Here is a 16,825-nt window from a genome sequence, read left to right as displayed (position 1 = left end):
GGTGTTACCGGGAGAATTCCCGCCATGCCGCGTAAGTACTGAGAAAGACGCGACCGGTGAGCGCCTCAAGAAAGTCACTTTTCTTGAGCTGATCCATCACAGGGCCTTTTACCTCTGAAAGGTGCAGTTTGACACTTGCGTCCTTGAGGCGGGCATTGATGGCGTCGAGGCTTTCCAGTGCTGATGCATCAATCAGGTTAACGGCTGAGCAAATCAATACCACGTGTTCCAGTTCGGGACGGCTGGCCACCAGGTTATACAGCGTATCTTCCAGATAGCGCGCATTGGCGAAGTACAGGCTTTCATCAATTCGCAGTAGTGCGACACGGCTGACAGTCTCGACATCGTGACGGGTAATGTTACGGAAGTGTTCGGTGCCAGGCACGCGCCCGACAAGCGCGCTGTGCGGGCGACTGGTACGATATAGATAAAGTGCAATGGAAAGGGTCACGCCCCCCAGAATACCCGCCTCGATTCCCTCGACAAGCGTCAGGATGATGGTAAGCGCCATGGCTGAGAAATCACTGCGGGAATAGCGCCACGTCTGGCGCAGCATGGGGATATCCACCAGGGTCAGGATAGACACGGTAATCGTCGCTGCCAGGGTGGCAATTGGCAGGTAGTAAAGCCATCCCGTAAACGCCATCGTCACCAGCGCAATGCCCAGCGCGGCAAAAGCACCGGCAGCTGGCGTCTGAGCGCCCGCATCAAAGTTAATCACCGTGCGTGACAGGCCGCCGGTCACCGGCATGCCATGGGTAACGGCCGCGGCCAGGTTGGTTGCGCCCAGGCCAATCAATTCCTGATTGGGGGAAATGCGCTGGCGCCGTTTGGCCGCCAGCATCTGCCCCATCGACACCGACTCGACAAAACCGACCAGGCTGATGAGCAAGGCCGGAATGAATAGCGCTTTCCATAACGAGGCATCAGCCCACGGCAGGCTGAAAGCGGGAAGCCCAGACGGCACGTCGCCGACGACATTGACGCCCTGATCAGCAAGCCCCCAGTACCAGGTGGCAAGGGTGGTAGCAACCACGGCGATCACCGGCCCTGCCTTGGCGACCAGGTCGGCAGCACTATTGGGTAGCCCCAGGCGCTTGAGTGTCGATTTCCCATGTCGACGAAGCCATACCAAAAACACCAGTGTGCCAAGCCCCAAAAGGCAGGTGGGCACGTTGAGGGCATCCAGGTTGGGGATGAGCGTCATCAAACGCTCCACCAGAGTGAAACCGCTGCTTTCGATCCCCAACAGACTGCCAAGCTGACTGACCGCAATCAGAATACCTGAGGCCGTTAGAAAACCTGAAATGACCGGGTGGCTCAAGAAATTGCTAAAAAAGCCCATTTTCAGCAGCCCCATGGCGACCAGCATGCCCCCCGAAAGCATCGACAGCACCAAGGCGGCTTCCAGGTAGGCATCAGATCCTGGAGAGGCAACCGATGAAAGGGCAGCCCCGGTCATTAGCGCAATAATCGCCACAGGGCCCACAGCCAGGGTACGGCTGGTACCAAACAGGGTATATACCAGCTGCGGTAAAATACTGGCGTAAAGGCCCACCACGGCCGGAAGTCCTGCGAGAAGGGCATAGGCAAGCGACTGCGGTATGACCATGACGGTGACAATCAAGCCGGCAAGTAAATCTGCTCCCAGTAACCGCTTATGGTAGTAAGGCAGCCAGGACAGAATGGGCAAGTAGCGCTTTAGCATGGGCTCCCGGGGCGATCCGCCTCAATTCTTCGGATTGATAAGCTGTGTCAGAGCTTAACGCGAATGTAGGTCATTATATTAACAAGTTATAAGTCAAATTACGGCACCCTGCGGTAATTTCATCTTCAGAGGGGCGTCCTTCCCCCAAAGTGTTACTTATTTAATCCTCATTAATTAGTAAGCTTACGATAAGTCTAATGGAAGACTTAGGGCCTCATTACCACTTTAATAACAAGAGAACTGACTATGCGTGTCATTCAATGGGCGGTTCCCATCGTGCTCTTGGCACTGGCGGGTTGGCTAGTGTCTTTCAGTACATTTGGGGGATATGTAGCGGTGGGGTTGGCGGCTCTTGCGGGGGGGCTGAGTGTTTTGATGGCCTGGGGAGCGCTATACCAGGCAGATCAGCAGTCGTTGGAGAGCAGGCGACCTGTCAATCGGTTAATGGCCGATTATGCGTCGCTACGCGCCATGGCGTTTAGGTTAATGAAGCGCGCCAGCAGCACCGCGATCGCCTCGGCAGAAGTTTCACACTACGCAGATTTGATGGATCAGCGTCTCACTAAACAGGAAAGAATGGCTCGGGAGTCGTCAGCCAGCATGGGGGCTATCAATACGGCTATCATGCAGGTCAGTGCCAGCGCCTCTCAGGTTGCCACGCTCGCTGAAAGCGCCCGCGAAGCCAGTCATCACAATCAGGAAGCACTCACCGATATCATCCAGGAAATGAGCGATGTGTCCGAACAGTCCCAGCAAGCGCTGGAAATGCTGACCGCGCTTAACGACAAGATCGAGCGTGTGCGCAACGTCACCTCAATGATTGAAGACATTGCCGAACAAACGCACCTGTTATCGCTCAATGCCTCCATTGAGGCCGCACGGGCAGGCGAGCACGGACGAGGGTTTGCTGTCGTGGCCGGTGAGGTTCGCAACCTGGCTCACAAGACCTCGACGGCCACTCAAAGCGTGGATGAGCTCGTCAAGGATATGCATCAAAGCGGGCAAAACGTGGTGTCATCGATGGGGAGCCTGATGAGTCGAATCAGTCACCGGTCCGCTGACATGCAGCACGTCGGTACCAGTCTGGGCACCATTACCCAGGAATTTGATCAAGTGCAAAGTGAAATCAGCAGCGTTGCGGACGCCATCGATAATACCCGTCAGCATAGCCAGACCGTGGCCGATACCTTGCACGAGCTGGAAGCAGACGTTGATGAAGGCAACCGCGACATGCACGACCTGGCGAATCAGGCCCGTGCGCTGATGGAAGCGGCAGAAGGTGTTGATGGCGAGCTGGCGCAACAGCGGCTCAACGGTCGTCATCAACAAGTTTTTCATGCGGCGCGGAAAGCCGCCGACCGGTTGGGCAAACTGTTTGAGAACGCCCTCAAACGCGGCGAATTAAGCGAAGCGGCGTTGTTCCAGCCCAGCTATCAGCAGATCCCCGATACTCGGCCACCGCTGTATCGAACGTCGTTCGATGACTTTACCGATAAATATCTGCCCGATATCCAGGAACCGTTACTTACCCAACTTGAGTTGAGCTACGCGATTACCTGCGATAAGAAAGGCTATGTGCCCACCCACAATCAAGCCGTGAGCCGTGCGCCCACTGGCGACTTTGAACACGACTTAAAATTCTGTCGCAGCAAGCGTATCTTCGACGACCCGACGGGGCGCCGCTGTGGTGCACACGAAAAGCCACTGCTACTGCAAACCTATAAGCGTGATACGGGCGAGATCATGCATGACCTGTCAGTACCCATCTATATCAATGGCCGACACTGGGGTGGTTTCCGTATCGGCTATCAGCCAGAGCGCGAACCGGTTTCTCAGGCTCTGGACCATCAAGACGATGTGCCCGCGCTACCTGGCCGACAGTTCGCCGGGACGTGATTGCCAGGCAGACCAAGAGTAAAGTGCCAGCCCTGTCCAGATCATGATAAACGTCACCAACTGGATAGGGCTGAGAGGTTCTCCAAAAACAGCCAGGGCGATTAAAAACTGGATACTGGGGTTGATGTACATCAGAAACCCAAGCGTCGCGAGGCGCAAACGCCTCGCAGCGCCCGCAAAAGCCATGAGCGGGAGGGCCGTAATGACCCCGCTGGCGATCAACAGGGCCGTTGTCTGGGTGTCGCCTAAAAAGTGGGATGTTCCTTTCCAACTAAAGCCTGCCAATGCGATCAGCGCAACGGGGAATAGCAACAACGTCTCAACAAAAAGCCCCGACAGGCCATCAAGCGGGACCTGTTTGCGAAACAGGCCATAACTTCCAAAGCTCAGTGCCAGCAGTAGACTGATCCATGGCAATTCCCCCAGCATTAAAAACTGAATGGCGATCGCCAGGCTGGCCAACCCCAGTGCCACCAGTTGCAACCGTGCCATCACTTCACGCAGTACCAGCATGCCCAGCGCCACATTGACCAGCGGGGTTAAAAAATAACCTAAACTGGCCTGTAATACTTGGCGGGTTTCAACCGCGTAGATATACATTCCCCAATTGAACCCAATCAGCAAGGCGCAGGCGAGAACACGGCCGAGACGCCTGGGCTCCACCAGGGCGGCGACAACCGGCGGCCAGCGGCGTAGGAGGGTAATAAGGCCCACCAGGAAAAGACATGACCACAAAATGCGGTGAACCAGTATCTCGACCGCCGGTACGCCATCAAACAGCGCAAAAAAAAGCGGGAAGCATCCCCACATGGTATAGGCCGTCAAACCAAAGGTGACCCCTTTGACGGCTTCGGGATCGCGTGGTGGAGTGGGATGCATAGCAGCCTCATTATTTAAAAATGCTAATCTAACACAAACGCGACAACATGAACGGCGTAAAGGAGTGATTCGATGAGCCAACTCAGAACCAGCCTGGTGCAGTGCGATCTGCGCTGGGAAAACCCGGAAGCCAACCACACCCACCTTGAGAAGCTGCTGGGTGATCTAGATAACCGGGAAACTGATCTGATCGTATTGCCCGAAATGTTTGCCACCGGGTTTACGATGAACTCCCGTGAGATGGCACAGCCCATGGACGAAAGCCAAAGTGTTGCCTGGATGAAGCATCAGGCCCGGTCACGTCAGTGCGTCATGACCGGGAGTGTGGCCATCCAGCATGAGGGTGAGTTCTACAACCGGCTGATCTGGGCCATGCCGGATGGGGAGCTGACCTATTACGACAAGCGACACCTGTTTCGCATGGCCGGTGAACATGAGCGTTATGACATGGGGGAGCGTCGTGAAATTGTCGAATTGAACGGTTTCAAAATACTGCTCACGGTCTGCTACGACTTGAGATTTCCGGTTTGGCTGCGCCAGCAACCGGCACAAGGCGAACATTTCGAGTATGATGCGCTGCTGTGCGTGGCCAACTGGCCCGCACCTCGCCGTCAACCCTGGCGCACCTTGCTTCAGGCCCGGGCGATTGAAAACCTGACCTACGTGATTGGCGTCAATCGCGTGGGCGAAGATGCCAAAGGCCTGGCGTACAGCGGCGACTCCATGCTGGTTGATTTCAAAGGCGAGCCACTTATCGACCATTCAGCGCATACGCCGTTTGTGGAAACGGGATGCCTCAATAAAACGGATCTAGATGCTTTTCGAGAAAAATTTCCTGCCTGGCAAGACGCCGATCGATTTTCATTACTCCCAGGAGTCGGCCAATAATGCGTCTTGATCGCTTTTTAAGTGAAACGACCCCGTTAACGCGCAGCCTGGCTAAGCGCGCGCTAAAAAACGGTGAGGTTACCTTGAACGGCGAGCCGATCAAGCAGGCAGCAACGCATATTGATACGCAAGAAGACGTGGTGCTGCTTAACGGCGCGCGTCTGGCGCTGGTAGGGCTACGCTATATCATGCTGAACAAGCCTGCCGATGTGGAGTGCACCGCTAGGCGAGGGCTTTACCCCAGGGTCATCGACCTGATTGACCTTCCCAAGGCGGAGCGATTACAACCGGTCGGTCGTCTTGATGTCGATACTACGGGTCTATTGCTGCTTACCGACGATGGCCAGTGGTCGCATCGTGTGACGTCACCGCGCCATCGCTGCGCCAAGGTGTATGTGGCTGAGCTTGCCGAGCCCATGGAAGGTGATATGGCCGAGTGGGCCATCAACCAGGTGGCAGAAGGCATCATGCTCGATGGTGAAGAAACGCCGACCCAGCCAGCAACGCTGCGTTTTATATCACCGCGCCAGGCCGAGTTGACCATCACGGAAGGCCGCTATCATCAGGTCAAGCGCATGTTTGTAGCGTTAGGCAATCACGTAGATGCGCTGCATCGACGTTCCATTGGCGATATTGAGCTGACTGATGCCCTTGCGCCAGGCGAATGGCGTGAACTGACCCCGGAAGAAATCGCCAGCTTTTAATTGCCCACGAACGCCCTGAGCTTACGCACACCGATATGGCTCAGGCGCGTTTCATTTTACTATCATTTTATACCGTTATCTTTTTTGCCTGGTCTTTAGGCAAACTCGAGATATTCTTGAACAGGCAGCAAATCAGCCCACGAAATCTTTCAGATACGCCGCCGCTATAAGCGATTGGGTATAAGGATGCTGGGGAGAGGCCAGTACATCCAGACAGGATCCTTGCTCGACGACGTCGCCATCTTTCAGCACCATGATGCGATGGGCCATCGCGCGCACCACGGCGAGGTCATGGCTGATAAACAGATAGCTGAGCTGGCGCCGTGCCTGGAGGTCCCTCAGCAGTGTCACCAGCTGCTTTTGAACGGTGCGGTCCAGTGCTGACGTCGGTTCATCCAGCACCAGCAGCTCAGGCTCCAGGATAATGGCTCGCGCGACGGCGATCCGTTGGCGCTGACCACCGGAAAATTCATGCGGGTACCGCGCTGCACAGCTTTCCGGCAGGCCAACTTCTCTCAGCGTTTGATGGACGCGCTCGGTGACTTCCGCATCAGACAGGTGCGGGTAGTGAAACCGCAAACCTTCGCTGACGATATCGAATACCGGCATACGCGGTGACAGTGCGCCATAGGGATCCTGGAAAACCATCTGTAGCCGGTGCCGCTGACGGCGCAAGTCGTTACCCGTCAGCTTGCTCAAGGGGACATCACCCAGGGTGATATCGCCCTGGCTGGTCACCATCCGCATAATAGCGGAGGCGAGGGTGGTTTTGCCCGAACCTGACTCACCCACAATACCCAAGGTTTCGCCTGGTGCGACGGTGAGGTCAGTGGCTTTGACCGCTTCAAAGGCAGGCGGTTGACGCTTGAACAATCCGGGTTTGGGACGTTTAAAGCTTACGCTCAATTGTCTGACAGTCAGTAACGGCGAAAGTTCGGCAACAGGCGATGGCCTGCCTTCCGGCTCGGCGGCCAGCAGTCGCTGGGTATAATCGCTTTGTGGCCGCTCAAACACCTGCTCGACGGGGCCAGACTCCTGGATTTTACCCTGATACATGACGCACACACGGTCTGCATGACGGCGTACCAGGTTAAGGTCGTGACTGATCAACAGCAGCCCCATGCCGTGCTGGTCGCGCAGCTCTTTGAGCAGGGCCAGAATTTCCTGTTGAACGGTGACGTCCAGTGCGGTGGTGGGCTCGTCGGCGATCAACAGCGATGGGTTATTGGCAATCGCCATTGCGATCATAACCCGTTGACGCTGCCCCCCGGATAGCTGGTGAGGCCATGCATCGAGCAGTTCTTCAGCACGCGGCAGTTTCACTTGTTCAAGCAGGTTTTTGGCCCTTGCTCGGGCGGCTTTTCCACGAAGCCCCTGGTGCAGGCGCAGGGATTCGCCAATCTGCTTACCAATCCGGTGTAGTGGGTTGAGCGATGTCATTGGCTCCTGGAAGACAACGCCTACCGTATTGCCGCGCAGGGCGTTCCACTCGGCATTGCCAAGTGAGTTAAGCGGGGTACCGTTCAGACGTCGTTCGCCGCTTACCCTGGCATTGGCCGGCAACAGATTCATCAATCCGAGCGCCGATACCGATTTGCCTGAGCCGGATTCGCCCACAATGGCCAGCGTCTCGCCTGCATGTAGCTCCAAACTCAGTGACTCGACCACGGTGCTACCATCAAAGGCGATGGTCAGGTTGTCGACGCAAAGTAGCGGCTCAGGCATGGGGCGTTTCCTTAGCAGGCGTTGGTAGCTGCTGAACGTGGCGGGGGTCAAAGGCGTCACGTAGGCCTTCGCCGATAAACACCAGCAGCGAAAGCATAATGGCCAGGGTCATGAAGGCGGTGATGCCCAGCCAGGGTGCGTGCAGGTTGTTTTTGCCCTGAGCGGCAAGCTCGCCCAGTGAAGGCGCTCCCGGTGGTAGTCCAAACCCCAGAAAATCCAACGCGGTCAAGGTGCCAATGGCCCCGGTAAACAGGAAAGGGATGAACGTCAGGGTGGCCACCATGGCATTGGGCAGCACGTGCCGCCACATGATCAGACGCGACGGCAGCCCCATGGCTTTGGCCGCGCGAACGTACTCTAGGTTACGTGCACGCAGGAATTCGGCGCGAACGATGTCCACCAGCCCAAGCCAGGAAAACAGCAGCATGATACCCAGCAGCCACCAGAAACCGGGCTGCACGAAACTGGCGAGAATGATCAGCAGAAACAGTACTGGGAGTCCTGACCATATTTCGGTAATGCGCTGGCCGACAAGGTCCGTCTTGCCGCCAAAATAGCCCTGGACACCCCCCGCAAGCACGCCTAGTACCAATGATCCAGCCGTTAATACCAGGGCAAACGCGACCGAAAGACGAAAGCCATAAATCACACGCGCAAGCACATCCCGTCCCTGGTCATCTGTGCCCAGCCAGTGGCGACCATCTGGCGGGGCAGGCGACGGGCGGGTCATCTGCATATCCAGGGTCTGGTAAGAAAACGGAATCAGGGGCCACAACGCCCAACCGTTGTTCTCGATCTGCTGCTGGACAAAGGGGTCCAGGTAATCGGTTCGTGTAGGCAAGAAGCCGTCAAATTCCGTTTCGGGGTAGTCGACCAGCAGTGGAACATACCACTGACCATCGTATTGCATGATGATCGGTTTATCGTTGGCAATCAGTTCGGCAAAAAGGCTCAACACAAACACGACACCAAACACCCATAATGATACCCAGGCGCGGCGGTTCGACCTGAATGCGGCAAAGCGGCGCCGGGTAATGGGTGAAAATCGAGACGTAGAAACAGTCATGGTCACGACTCCCGGGTGGCAAAGTCGATGCGCGGGTCAACCCACACATAGGTGAGATCTGACAGCAGTTTCAGCAGCAACCCGATGACCGTATAGAGAAACAGCGTACCGAAAATGACGGGATAGTCTCGCTGCATGACCGCTTCAAACCCCAGCAGGCCCAGCCCATCAAGAGAGAAAATCACCTCAATCAGTAACGAGCCAGTAAAGAAGATACCAATCAAGGCTGAGGGCAGGCCGGCAATAATGATCAGCATGGCATTACGAAACACGTGTCCATAAAGAATGCGCTGCTCATCGGCGCCCTTGGCCCGGGCTGTCAGCACGTATTGCTTGTGGATTTCATCCAGAAAGCTGTTCTTGGTCAGCATGGTGAGCGTGGCGAAACTGCCAATCGATGCAGCCAATACAGGAAGCGTGATATGCCAGAAATAATCCTTGACCTTACCCCAGGTGGAAAGCTGGTCGAAATAAGGGGAAGTGAGCCCCCTGAGTGGAAACCAGTCCAGGTAGGTGCCGCCGGCAAATAGCACAATCAGCAAGATGGCGAATAAAAACCCCGGGATGGCGTAACCGACGATGACCAGCCCGGATGTCCAGACGTCAAATCGTGAGCCGTGGCGCAGGGCCTTCCGTATGCCTAGCGGAATCGAGATGAGGTAGACCAGCAAGGTCGTCCAAAGCCCCAGCGAGATAGATACCGGCAAACGCTCTATCATCAAATCGATTACCGGCCGGTCGCGAAAAAAGCTGGTGCCGAAATCGAAGGTGAGATAATCCGCCATCATGCCGATGAAACGTTCATGGGCCGGTTTATCAAAGCCAAACTGCTGTTCCAGTTGCTCAATAAAGCGAGGGTCGATTCCCCTGGCACCGCGGGACTCGTCGTTGACCTGTACATCGGCACCCCCCATATCCAGGCGCGTACTGGCCATTGCATCGGCGCCTTCAAAGCGTGCCAGCATTTGATCGATCGGGCCACCAGGCGCGGCCTGCACGATAATGAAATTGAGCAGCATGATCCCGACAAGCGTCGGAATCATCAACAACAGTCGGCGTAGGGTGTAACGTGCCACAGAACTCTCCATGGTTCATCAAGAATAAGCCGAGGTCAGCGGCGTGACCGGCGCTGTAAAGCGGCTTCACGTTCGGGGACCACCCACCAGGCGTCTAAATCCATGGCGTATTCGGGGAAGGGGTCGGGATAACCGAATTTATCCCATATGGCGATCCGTGTCTCACCTGAATGATAGTGGGGAATGACATAAAACCCCCAGCGCAGGACACGGTCCAGCGCCCGGGTAATGGTATTAAGCTCTTCGCGGTCTTCTGCTCGGATCAGCTTTTCCACCAGATCGTCGATAGCCGGATGCGCAAGGCCCATGCGATTGCGACTCTGTGGCGAGTCAGCTGCTTGGCTGGTCCAGAAGTCACGCTGCTCATTGCCTGGGTTATTGGACTGGGGGAAATGGCTGATTACCATATCAAAATCAAAATTGCGCTGACGATTGAGGTACTGATTGATATCGACGATACGCATCGAGGTTTGCACACCCAGGCGGGCCATGTTGCGCAACATAGGCTGTACCACGCGCTCAAGCCCTGAATCGTATAGCAATACTTCCAGGCTTAGCGGCTGCTGGGTATCCTCATGGACCAGAACGCCGTCTTCCACCCGATAACCTGCCTCGCGAAGCAGGTCCAGGGCCAGGCGAAGCCGTTCGCGGAGGTCGTGAGGATGGTCGATAGGCAGTGGTTCCGTGAACAACCGCTTTGACTGGTGGGACTCCATCAGCTCCTCGCGATGGGGTTCGAGTAATGCAAGCTGTTCGTCGCTCGGTAGGCCCTGGGCTTCCATTTCGGAGTTTTCAAAGAAGCTTTGCGTCCGCTGATAGGTATCGTAAAAAATATTGGTGTTCAGCCATGGAAAATCAAAGGTCAGGCTCAGCGCTTCACGAACGCGCGGATCCTGGAACTTTTCCTTGCGCAGATTGAACACGAACGCCTGCATCATGGAGGGGTTAACATCGGGGACCGTGATACGCTTGACAAGCCCTTCCTCATAAGCGGGAAAATCGTAGCCAATCGCCCAGGTAGCGGCGCGCGCGTCAGTGCGAAAATCCGTCAGTCCGGCCTTAAAAGCTTCCCAGGCAATATCCCGATCCCGGTAATAATCATAGATCACCCGGTCAATGTTGTATCGGCCCACGTTGACCGGCAGGTCCTTTGCCCAATAATCGTCGTCGCGCTGATAGACAATCCGTCGCCCAGGATCCACTTCGCCAATTTTATACGGGCCAGACCCGGGATGCGCCGCCAATGTCGGGGCGGTGAAATCATGCTGTTCCCAGTAATGCTTCGGCAGCACGGGGAATTGGGCGACGATAAGCGGTAACTCTCGTGACTCACTGTCGCTAAGCGTGAAACGAACCAGGTGGTCATTGAGGGCAACGGCTTGCTCAACCCCTGCATAGTAGCTGCTATAGAAAGGGTTGCCTTCGTCACGAAGCAGGTTCAGCGAAAAGACGACATCGTCGGCCGTGACCGGCTCACCGTCCTGGAAGCGAGCTTCAGGGCGAAGGTCGAATTCAATCCATTCACGATCGGGGTCAAGACGCACACCTTCTGCAAGCAAACCATAAAGACTGAAAGGCTCATTAGGATTGCTTGCCATTAAGGTGTCGTAGATCTGAAATATTCCCGCCGCTGGTGTGCCGCGAATAATGAAGGGGTTTGTCGAATCAAAACTGCTTCCCACCGCCGTATGCTTGATACTCCCGCCTTTGGGCGCGTCGGGATTCACGTGGGAAAAGTGCGCAAAATCCTCAGCGAGGGCAGGCGCGTCATAAAGCGACATCGCATGGCGGGTTTCGACAGGTGCCGAGCCATCCGTGGCGGTGGACTCTGTCACGCGGGCATCACTGCTGGCATGAGTGCTGGCCAGGAGTGATGCCGCAAGCAGCGCGTTACGGGCAAGGCATAAAACAGGACGCAGAATAACGCCACAGCGCATGGGGCAATTTCCCTATCAACAAGGCGATGAGTCTCAACGTCCTGAAAGTGTCAGGAGTTGGCCTGCTTGTAAAGCTTCTGGACGTTCAATCTCATTTAACCGCATCAACTCTTGAGCGCTCAGATTATAGCGACTCGCTATCACTGATAGGCTATCGCCGCTTTCCACGCGGTAAGTGTCGGGCGTATTGGCGCTGGCTATGGCCTGGCGCTCATTTGCACCGTTTGACAGCTCTGCGAGAACGTCATGATCCACGTCTTCAGGTACCAGCAGCGTTTGAGAACTTGATGGGTTGAGCGCACCATTGAGGAGACCGGGGTTGAGTTCAGCCAGCGCCGATTTATCTATCCGAAGCAACTTTGACGCTTCAGACAGGGTAACCGAATGCTCGAGCTTTACCTTGGCGAAGGCCGGCTCTGTATGAATATCCGGCAAGCTGACATTGTAGCGTTCCGGATCATCGATAATCTTGGCAATAGCAAGCAGCTTGGGCAGGTATTGCATGGTTTCCTGGGGCAGGTTCAGATCCCAATAGCTGCCTTGCAAGCCTTGGTTTTCGGCGCGTTGTTTGGCTTTATTGACTGTCCCGGCGCCTGCATTGTAGGCGGCAAGAGAAAGCTGCAGGTCCCCTTCATACCACTGGTCGGCCTGCATTTCGAGGTAGTCCAGCGCGGCGTTAGTCGAGGTGACAACGTCGAGCCTGCCGTCGTAATGGCCGTTGCGTACAAGCCCTAAAGCGTCACCGGTGCCAGGCATAAATTGCCATAGGCCAGCAGCGCCCCGATGACTTCGCGCATTGGGGTCAAAAGAGCTTTCAACGAAGGGTATAAGTGCTAATTCTCCCGGCAGGTTGCGATCACTTATCTGCTGAGTGATCCAGGCAAGCCATGGACTTGCACGACCGGTGATTTCAGCAATATTTTCAGGGCTTGAGCGGTAGTGGTCTATCCATTCATCGACACGTGCCTGTGCCTTGGCAGACAGTGACTGCTCGCGCCACTGGAAGCTGTCACGCAGTTTGCTCCAGGCATCCTGAGGCTCCAGCATCAGCTCTTCCCAGAAATGTACATGAGACGCTGTGGGATGATCGGACGCAGAGGCATTCCGTGAATCGGAGGCAGACCGCTGAGAAGGGTCGTATTGGATAGCGGATGCCTGAGAGTTAGCGGCAGCTGCCAGTAACAGGCTCATGATCACGGTACTGCCGGCGCCCAATAAAAGGCGTTGGCGAATCGTGCGATAGGTCATAGTGGTTTACGTCGTTGCGATAGCGTTTAGAAACGATTCTTCCACTCACGCAGAGTGGTGAACGTTGCGAGATCATTATCAATAGCGCCCTGCTTGCTTGCGGCGCCGCGGACACTTTCCGTATCGACACGCAAGTAGGGGTTGATTTTCAGCTCGCGTCCTATCGTGCTGGGTAAGGTGGGGCGGTCTAGTGCCCGTGCCTTCTCACACTCCGTTAAGGCGTGTTTGACGTCTTCATTTTCCGGGTCTGCTTCGCTGGCAAAGCGAAGGTTGGCCAACGTGTATTCGTGAGCAGCAAACACAAATGTTTCTTCCGGCAGGGCAGCAAAGCGTTTCAATGCCTTGTGCATCTGCTCAGGGGTCCCTTCAAAAAGGCGGCCACAACCGGCACAAAACAGGGTGTCGCCGCAGAACAATAACGGGGGAATCCCTGGTGTAAAATAACTGATATGGTCTAACGTATGCCCAGGCGTCTCGATGACCTCGAACAGGCGGCCCATGACGCGAATTTCATCGCCATCACTGACCCGCTCGTCGACCCCCTCGATAGAGGGATTGTCCGGGCCTATTACCCGGGGGGCATAGCGCCTGATTAATTCTCCCAGCCCATCAGTATGATCAGGATGATGATGAGTGACCAGGACAGTGCCGAGTGACAACGACTCGCGTTCAAGAAACTCGATAACCGGCAACGCTTCACCAGGATCCACCACGCACACCTCTTGACTGGTATCCTGTCGGAGCAGCCAAATATAGTTGTCGCTAAGGGCGGGAATCGGTGTCACGCTCAGCATAGGCGAGATCCTTTAACGATGGATTAGCGCTCATGATTAATAGCTTTTTCATGATGCAAGACGTCAAAAAGCAGTTACTGTGGAGGGTTGAGCGGTACATGTCAAATTCAACGGCGGCAGAGACACTCGCCCACACGCTATTTACAAGCCGCACCTACTGGGAGTCGGAGGCAGGTAAATCATTGTGGGATTCCCAACGCGCCTGCCTCGGGCCCCTGGTTGATTCCCGTTCCGGTGGTCATAGCCTCGAGATGGGAATGGGGCCAGCACTGATGTCGATGTCCGGCATTGCCCATCGCCTGGAGTGGGCACCTACACGCACGAGCGCCTCCAGCGACCAGACGTTAATTTGTCCGCCCGACAGGCTCGCACTACCGGACAGCTGTCTGGATGTCGTCGTGCTTCACCATTGGCTTGAGCATTTGCCGGATGCCCATCATGCGCTTCAAGAAGCCGCACGCGTTACCTCAGATAGTGGCCTACTGGTACTGTTCGGGTTTAACCCTATGGGGGTCAGCGGTGTGGTCAAACAGTGGCGCAAGCGCCAGGGGCAATACCCCTGGAACGGGCAATGGCGAACGGCCAGCCGGATGGGTGACTGGCTGGCATTTGTCGACTTTGAGGTGGAGCGAGTAGACTACTGCTGCTTTAGAAGCTGGCCGGGAGGGCGTTGCGTCGAGCACTGGGAGTCACTGGGTCGGCGCTATAACTGTCCTCTGGGGGAAAGCTACATGGTGCTGGCCAAACGCCGCCAACGCCATGCACCCAAACAACGCATTAAATTTGGTCTGAAAGCGCCGGTTGCCGCGAATTCCCTGGGGGCGACGCGTACCCATGGTCATTAACCGCCGTTATCCAGTCTACAGACCCCAAGCTCAAACATTATGGATTTAAGGACGCACACAACGTGACTGACACTGGACGGTTACCCCGGGTAACCGTGTATACCGATGGAGCCTGCCGTGGGAACCCCGGCCCCGGCGGATGGGGCGTTGTGCTGGCAAGTGGGCAGCATGAGAAAACCCTTTATGGGTATGAAGCACAAACGACCAATAACCGCATGGAATTAATGGCGGCCATCATGGCACTGCGTACATTGAATACCCCTTGTCAGGTGGCGATCTGGACGGATTCCCAATACGTCCGTCAGGGTATCACGCAGTGGATACATAACTGGCGTAAACGCCAATGGAAAACCGCTGCTAAACAGCCGGTCAAAAATGCCGAACTGTGGAAAGAGCTTGATGCTGAAGCCCAGCGTCATCAAGTTGAGTGGCACTGGGTAAAAGGGCATAGCGGTCATCCCGGCAATGAACGAGCTGATGCCCTTGCCAACCAGGCAATCGATGAAGCAGTAAAAAACGCATAGGAGACCATGATGCGCCAAGTCATTCTGGATACGGAAACCACAGGTATTGATCCCAGGGAAGGTCATCGGCTGGTAGAAATCGGTGCCGTGGAAATGGTCAATCGGCGTTTTACCGGCCGTACCTACCATCAATATATCAATCCCGAGCGTCACATCGACGCTGAGGTAGTCGCAGTACACGGGATTGATGATGCCAAAGTTGCCAACGAACCGGTGTTTGCCCAGGTTGCCGACGATTTCTGGGCCTTTATAGAAGGGGCCGAGTTGGTCATTCATAACGCCCCCTTCGATGTGGGGTTCATTGATCACGAATTAAAAATGCTGAAGGGTCGTGGGCAACCGCTCGGCCCTGTCGGTGATCATTGCCGTATTCTTGACACCCTGGTGATGGCCCGAAAGATGCACCCGGGCCAGCGCAATAGTCTTGATGCGCTATGCAAGCGGTATGATATCGATAACGGTCATCGCGTACTGCACGGCGCCTTGCTGGACGCCGAGATCCTGGCTGATGTCTATCTTGCCATGACCGGTGGGCAGACGGCGCTCACGCTGGATGCTGAGGTCAACCAAGAGCAGCGTAGCGATACTCCGTCCGAGGCGGGGCTGTCGGTTCAGCGCATGTCATTATCGCCTGGGCAGCTTCGGGTCATTGCGCCAAGCCAGGAAGAGCGGCAAGCGCACTTGGCGAAATGTGAAACGCACCAGCTTCGCTGGTTCGAGGATATGCCGGGCAATGCTTAGACGAGAAATACCCCATGAAGCACGGGAAGGGCGTGTTATTTACCTTTCACGCAGTCGTCTTGCGCCTGCCGAGTCGACACTAGATCGCGAGGCATTGACCCCTCTCCACCCCTGGCAAAAGTGGACTCAAGAAATGCAGCCGCTTTGCTACTGGGAGGAAGAGCCTGTTGCGCTGCAGTTAGCCTCATCGCCGGGCGAAGGATGGATAGACGGGCGGCAATGGATGGGTGAGTTGCCGACCCACTGGTATTCGCTGTTATCCACCGCCCTGCAAGTGGGAGCGTGGCTGGAAAATCATCGCTTTTGTGGTCGCTGTGGTGCAGAAGCAACAAAGCTCTCCACTGAATTTGCGATGCATTGCCACGCCTGCGGTCACCGTAACTACCCACGCATCTCGCCCTGCATTATCACGCTGGTGACCAGTGGCGAGGCGATGCTGCTGGCACGCAGCCCGCGTTTTCCGCCTGGCCGCTATTCAACTCTGGCGGGGTTTATTGAACCGGGAGAATCCGCTGAAGAGGCCGTACATCGAGAAATTTTTGAAGAGGTGGGCGTCCACGTAAGCCAGTTACGCTATTACCAAAGCCAGGCGTGGCCATTTCCCCATTCACTAATGCTGGGTTTTTTTGCCGAGGCGACCACACGGCGGATTCGCATTGACGGGGTGGAAATCAGTGATGCAGCGTGGTTTTCCCCCCGCCAACTGCCTACGCTACCGCCGACCTATTCGATCTCTCGCGAGCTGATCGAAACCCATTTAAACCATTGGCGATGAAAAGGGTGGGGAGCCGTCG

At 55.7% G+C, this 16,825-nt stretch carries 15 protein-coding genes; 7 read left to right on the top strand and 8 right to left on the bottom strand.

Translation table 11 applies throughout. The features are described 5' to 3' along the window. Positions 1 to 4: 4 nt before the first annotated feature. Positions 5 to 1,708 (bottom strand): SulP family inorganic anion transporter, encoded by a 1,704-nt coding sequence (locus B7L15_RS08855; protein WP_085918622.1) that lies wholly within the window; start codon positions 1,706 to 1,708, stop codon positions 5 to 7. Positions 1,709 to 1,954: 246 nt separating this feature from the next. Between B7L15_RS08855 and B7L15_RS08850 the strand changes: the two genes are divergently transcribed. Further along, complete coding sequence (locus tag B7L15_RS08850; RefSeq protein WP_085918621.1) at positions 1,955 to 3,604, top strand: methyl-accepting chemotaxis protein; 1,650 nt, start codon at positions 1,955 to 1,957, stop codon at positions 3,602 to 3,604. On the opposite strand, the gene rarD is transcribed toward B7L15_RS08850, so the two are convergent. Continuing rightward, positions 3,575 to 4,483: an EamA family transporter RarD gene (gene rarD, locus B7L15_RS08845; protein WP_085918620.1), complete on the bottom strand. Its 909-nt coding sequence runs from the start codon at positions 4,481 to 4,483 to the stop codon at positions 3,575 to 3,577. The genes B7L15_RS08850 and rarD overlap by 30 nt on opposite strands. Before the next feature lie 72 nt (positions 4,484 to 4,555). On the opposite strand from rarD, the gene B7L15_RS08840 reads away from it, so the two are divergent. After that, positions 4,556 to 5,371, top strand: a complete 816-nt coding sequence (locus B7L15_RS08840; RefSeq protein WP_085918619.1) for an amidohydrolase — start codon at positions 4,556 to 4,558, stop codon at positions 5,369 to 5,371. After that, positions 5,371 to 6,075: a pseudouridine synthase gene (locus B7L15_RS08835; protein WP_085918618.1), complete on the top strand. Its 705-nt coding sequence runs from the start codon at positions 5,371 to 5,373 to the stop codon at positions 6,073 to 6,075. Before B7L15_RS08840 ends, B7L15_RS08835 begins: the two co-directional genes overlap by 1 nt. 132 nt (positions 6,076 to 6,207) lie before the next feature. On the opposite strand, the gene B7L15_RS08830 is transcribed toward B7L15_RS08835, so the two are convergent. Genes B7L15_RS08830 through gloB form a run of 6 tightly spaced genes read right to left on the bottom strand, consistent with a single transcriptional unit; the run spans position 6,208 to position 13,921 of the window. Further along, positions 6,208 to 7,800, bottom strand: a complete 1,593-nt coding sequence (locus B7L15_RS08830) for an ABC transporter ATP-binding protein (RefSeq protein ID WP_085918617.1) — start codon at positions 7,798 to 7,800, stop codon at positions 6,208 to 6,210. Then, complete coding sequence (locus tag B7L15_RS08825) at positions 7,793 to 8,866, bottom strand: ABC transporter permease (protein ID WP_085918616.1); 1,074 nt, start codon at positions 8,864 to 8,866, stop codon at positions 7,793 to 7,795. The genes B7L15_RS08830 and B7L15_RS08825 overlap by 8 nt, the downstream gene beginning before the upstream one ends. A gap of 2 nt (positions 8,867 to 8,868) precedes the next feature. Then, a complete protein-coding gene (locus B7L15_RS08820) occupies positions 8,869 to 9,942 on the bottom strand; it encodes a microcin C ABC transporter permease YejB (RefSeq protein ID WP_085918615.1) in 1,074 nt (357 codons plus the stop codon). Between the two features lie 35 nt (positions 9,943 to 9,977). Then, positions 9,978 to 11,879, bottom strand: a complete 1,902-nt coding sequence (locus B7L15_RS08815; RefSeq protein WP_085918614.1) for an extracellular solute-binding protein — start codon at positions 11,877 to 11,879, stop codon at positions 9,978 to 9,980. Between the two features lie 33 nt (positions 11,880 to 11,912). Further along, the gene (locus tag B7L15_RS08810) at positions 11,913 to 13,127 is read right to left on the bottom strand and encodes a transglycosylase SLT domain-containing protein (RefSeq protein WP_085918613.1); all 1,215 of its coding nucleotides are present in this window, start codon (positions 13,125 to 13,127) and stop codon (positions 11,913 to 11,915) included. Between the two features lie 26 nt (positions 13,128 to 13,153). Continuing rightward, positions 13,154 to 13,921 carry a hydroxyacylglutathione hydrolase gene (gene gloB, locus B7L15_RS08805; protein ID WP_085918612.1) on the bottom strand — a complete coding sequence of 256 codons (768 nt, stop codon included), beginning with the start codon at positions 13,919 to 13,921 and terminating at the stop codon, positions 13,154 to 13,156. Between the two features lie 98 nt (positions 13,922 to 14,019). Between gloB and B7L15_RS08800 the strand changes: the two genes are divergently transcribed. From B7L15_RS08800 to nudC, 4 genes are all read left to right on the top strand, one after another. Beyond that, on the top strand, positions 14,020 to 14,766 hold the full coding sequence (locus B7L15_RS08800) for a methyltransferase domain-containing protein (RefSeq protein WP_085918660.1): 747 nt from the start codon (positions 14,020 to 14,022) through the stop codon (positions 14,764 to 14,766). A gap of 62 nt (positions 14,767 to 14,828) precedes the next feature. Then, complete coding sequence (rnhA, locus tag B7L15_RS08795) at positions 14,829 to 15,290, top strand: ribonuclease HI (RefSeq protein WP_085918611.1); 462 nt, start codon at positions 14,829 to 14,831, stop codon at positions 15,288 to 15,290. A 9-nt stretch (positions 15,291 to 15,299) separates the two neighbouring features. Next, the gene (dnaQ, locus tag B7L15_RS08790; RefSeq protein WP_085918610.1) at positions 15,300 to 16,031 is read left to right on the top strand and encodes a DNA polymerase III subunit epsilon; all 732 of its coding nucleotides are present in this window, start codon (positions 15,300 to 15,302) and stop codon (positions 16,029 to 16,031) included. Further along, positions 16,024 to 16,806, top strand: coding sequence for an NAD(+) diphosphatase (gene nudC / locus B7L15_RS08785; protein WP_085918609.1), 783 nt, complete (start codon positions 16,024 to 16,026; stop codon positions 16,804 to 16,806). The genes dnaQ and nudC overlap by 8 nt, the downstream gene beginning before the upstream one ends. Positions 16,807 to 16,825 lie beyond the last annotated feature (19 nt).

Source organism: Halomonas sp. CSM-2 (assembly GCF_002119345.1).
Taxonomy (GTDB): Bacteria; Pseudomonadota; Gammaproteobacteria; order Pseudomonadales; family Halomonadaceae; genus Vreelandella; species Vreelandella janggokensis.
The sequence above is the reverse complement of the archived record's forward strand: the minus strand, read 5'-3'. Positions and strand labels throughout refer to the sequence as shown.

Excerpts from the sequence above, each read along its gene's own strand:
- B7L15_RS08855 (WP_085918622.1), bottom strand. The coding sequence starts at position 1,708 with ATGCTAAAGCGCTACTTGCCCATTCTGTCCTGGCTGCCTTACTACCAT.
- B7L15_RS08850 (WP_085918621.1), top strand. The coding sequence starts at position 1,955 with ATGCGTGTCATTCAATGGGCGGTTCCCATCGTGCTCTTGGCACTGGCG.
- rarD (WP_085918620.1), bottom strand. The coding sequence starts at position 4,483 with ATGCATCCCACTCCACCACGCGATCCCGAAGCCGTCAAAGGGGTCACC.
- B7L15_RS08840 (WP_085918619.1), top strand. The coding sequence starts at position 4,556 with ATGAGCCAACTCAGAACCAGCCTGGTGCAGTGCGATCTGCGCTGGGAA.
- B7L15_RS08835 (WP_085918618.1), top strand. The coding sequence starts at position 5,371 with ATGCGTCTTGATCGCTTTTTAAGTGAAACGACCCCGTTAACGCGCAGC.
- B7L15_RS08830 (WP_085918617.1), bottom strand. The coding sequence starts at position 7,800 with ATGCCTGAGCCGCTACTTTGCGTCGACAACCTGACCATCGCCTTTGAT.
- B7L15_RS08825 (WP_085918616.1), bottom strand. The coding sequence starts at position 8,866 with ATGACTGTTTCTACGTCTCGATTTTCACCCATTACCCGGCGCCGCTTT.
- B7L15_RS08815 (WP_085918614.1), bottom strand. The coding sequence starts at position 11,879 with ATGCGCTGTGGCGTTATTCTGCGTCCTGTTTTATGCCTTGCCCGTAAC.
- B7L15_RS08810 (WP_085918613.1), bottom strand. The coding sequence starts at position 13,127 with ATGACCTATCGCACGATTCGCCAACGCCTTTTATTGGGCGCCGGCAGT.
- gloB (WP_085918612.1), bottom strand. The coding sequence starts at position 13,921 with ATGCTGAGCGTGACACCGATTCCCGCCCTTAGCGACAACTATATTTGG.
- B7L15_RS08800 (WP_085918660.1), top strand. The coding sequence starts at position 14,020 with ATGTCAAATTCAACGGCGGCAGAGACACTCGCCCACACGCTATTTACA.
- dnaQ (WP_085918610.1), top strand. The coding sequence starts at position 15,300 with ATGCGCCAAGTCATTCTGGATACGGAAACCACAGGTATTGATCCCAGG.
- nudC (WP_085918609.1), top strand. The coding sequence starts at position 16,024 with ATGCTTAGACGAGAAATACCCCATGAAGCACGGGAAGGGCGTGTTATT.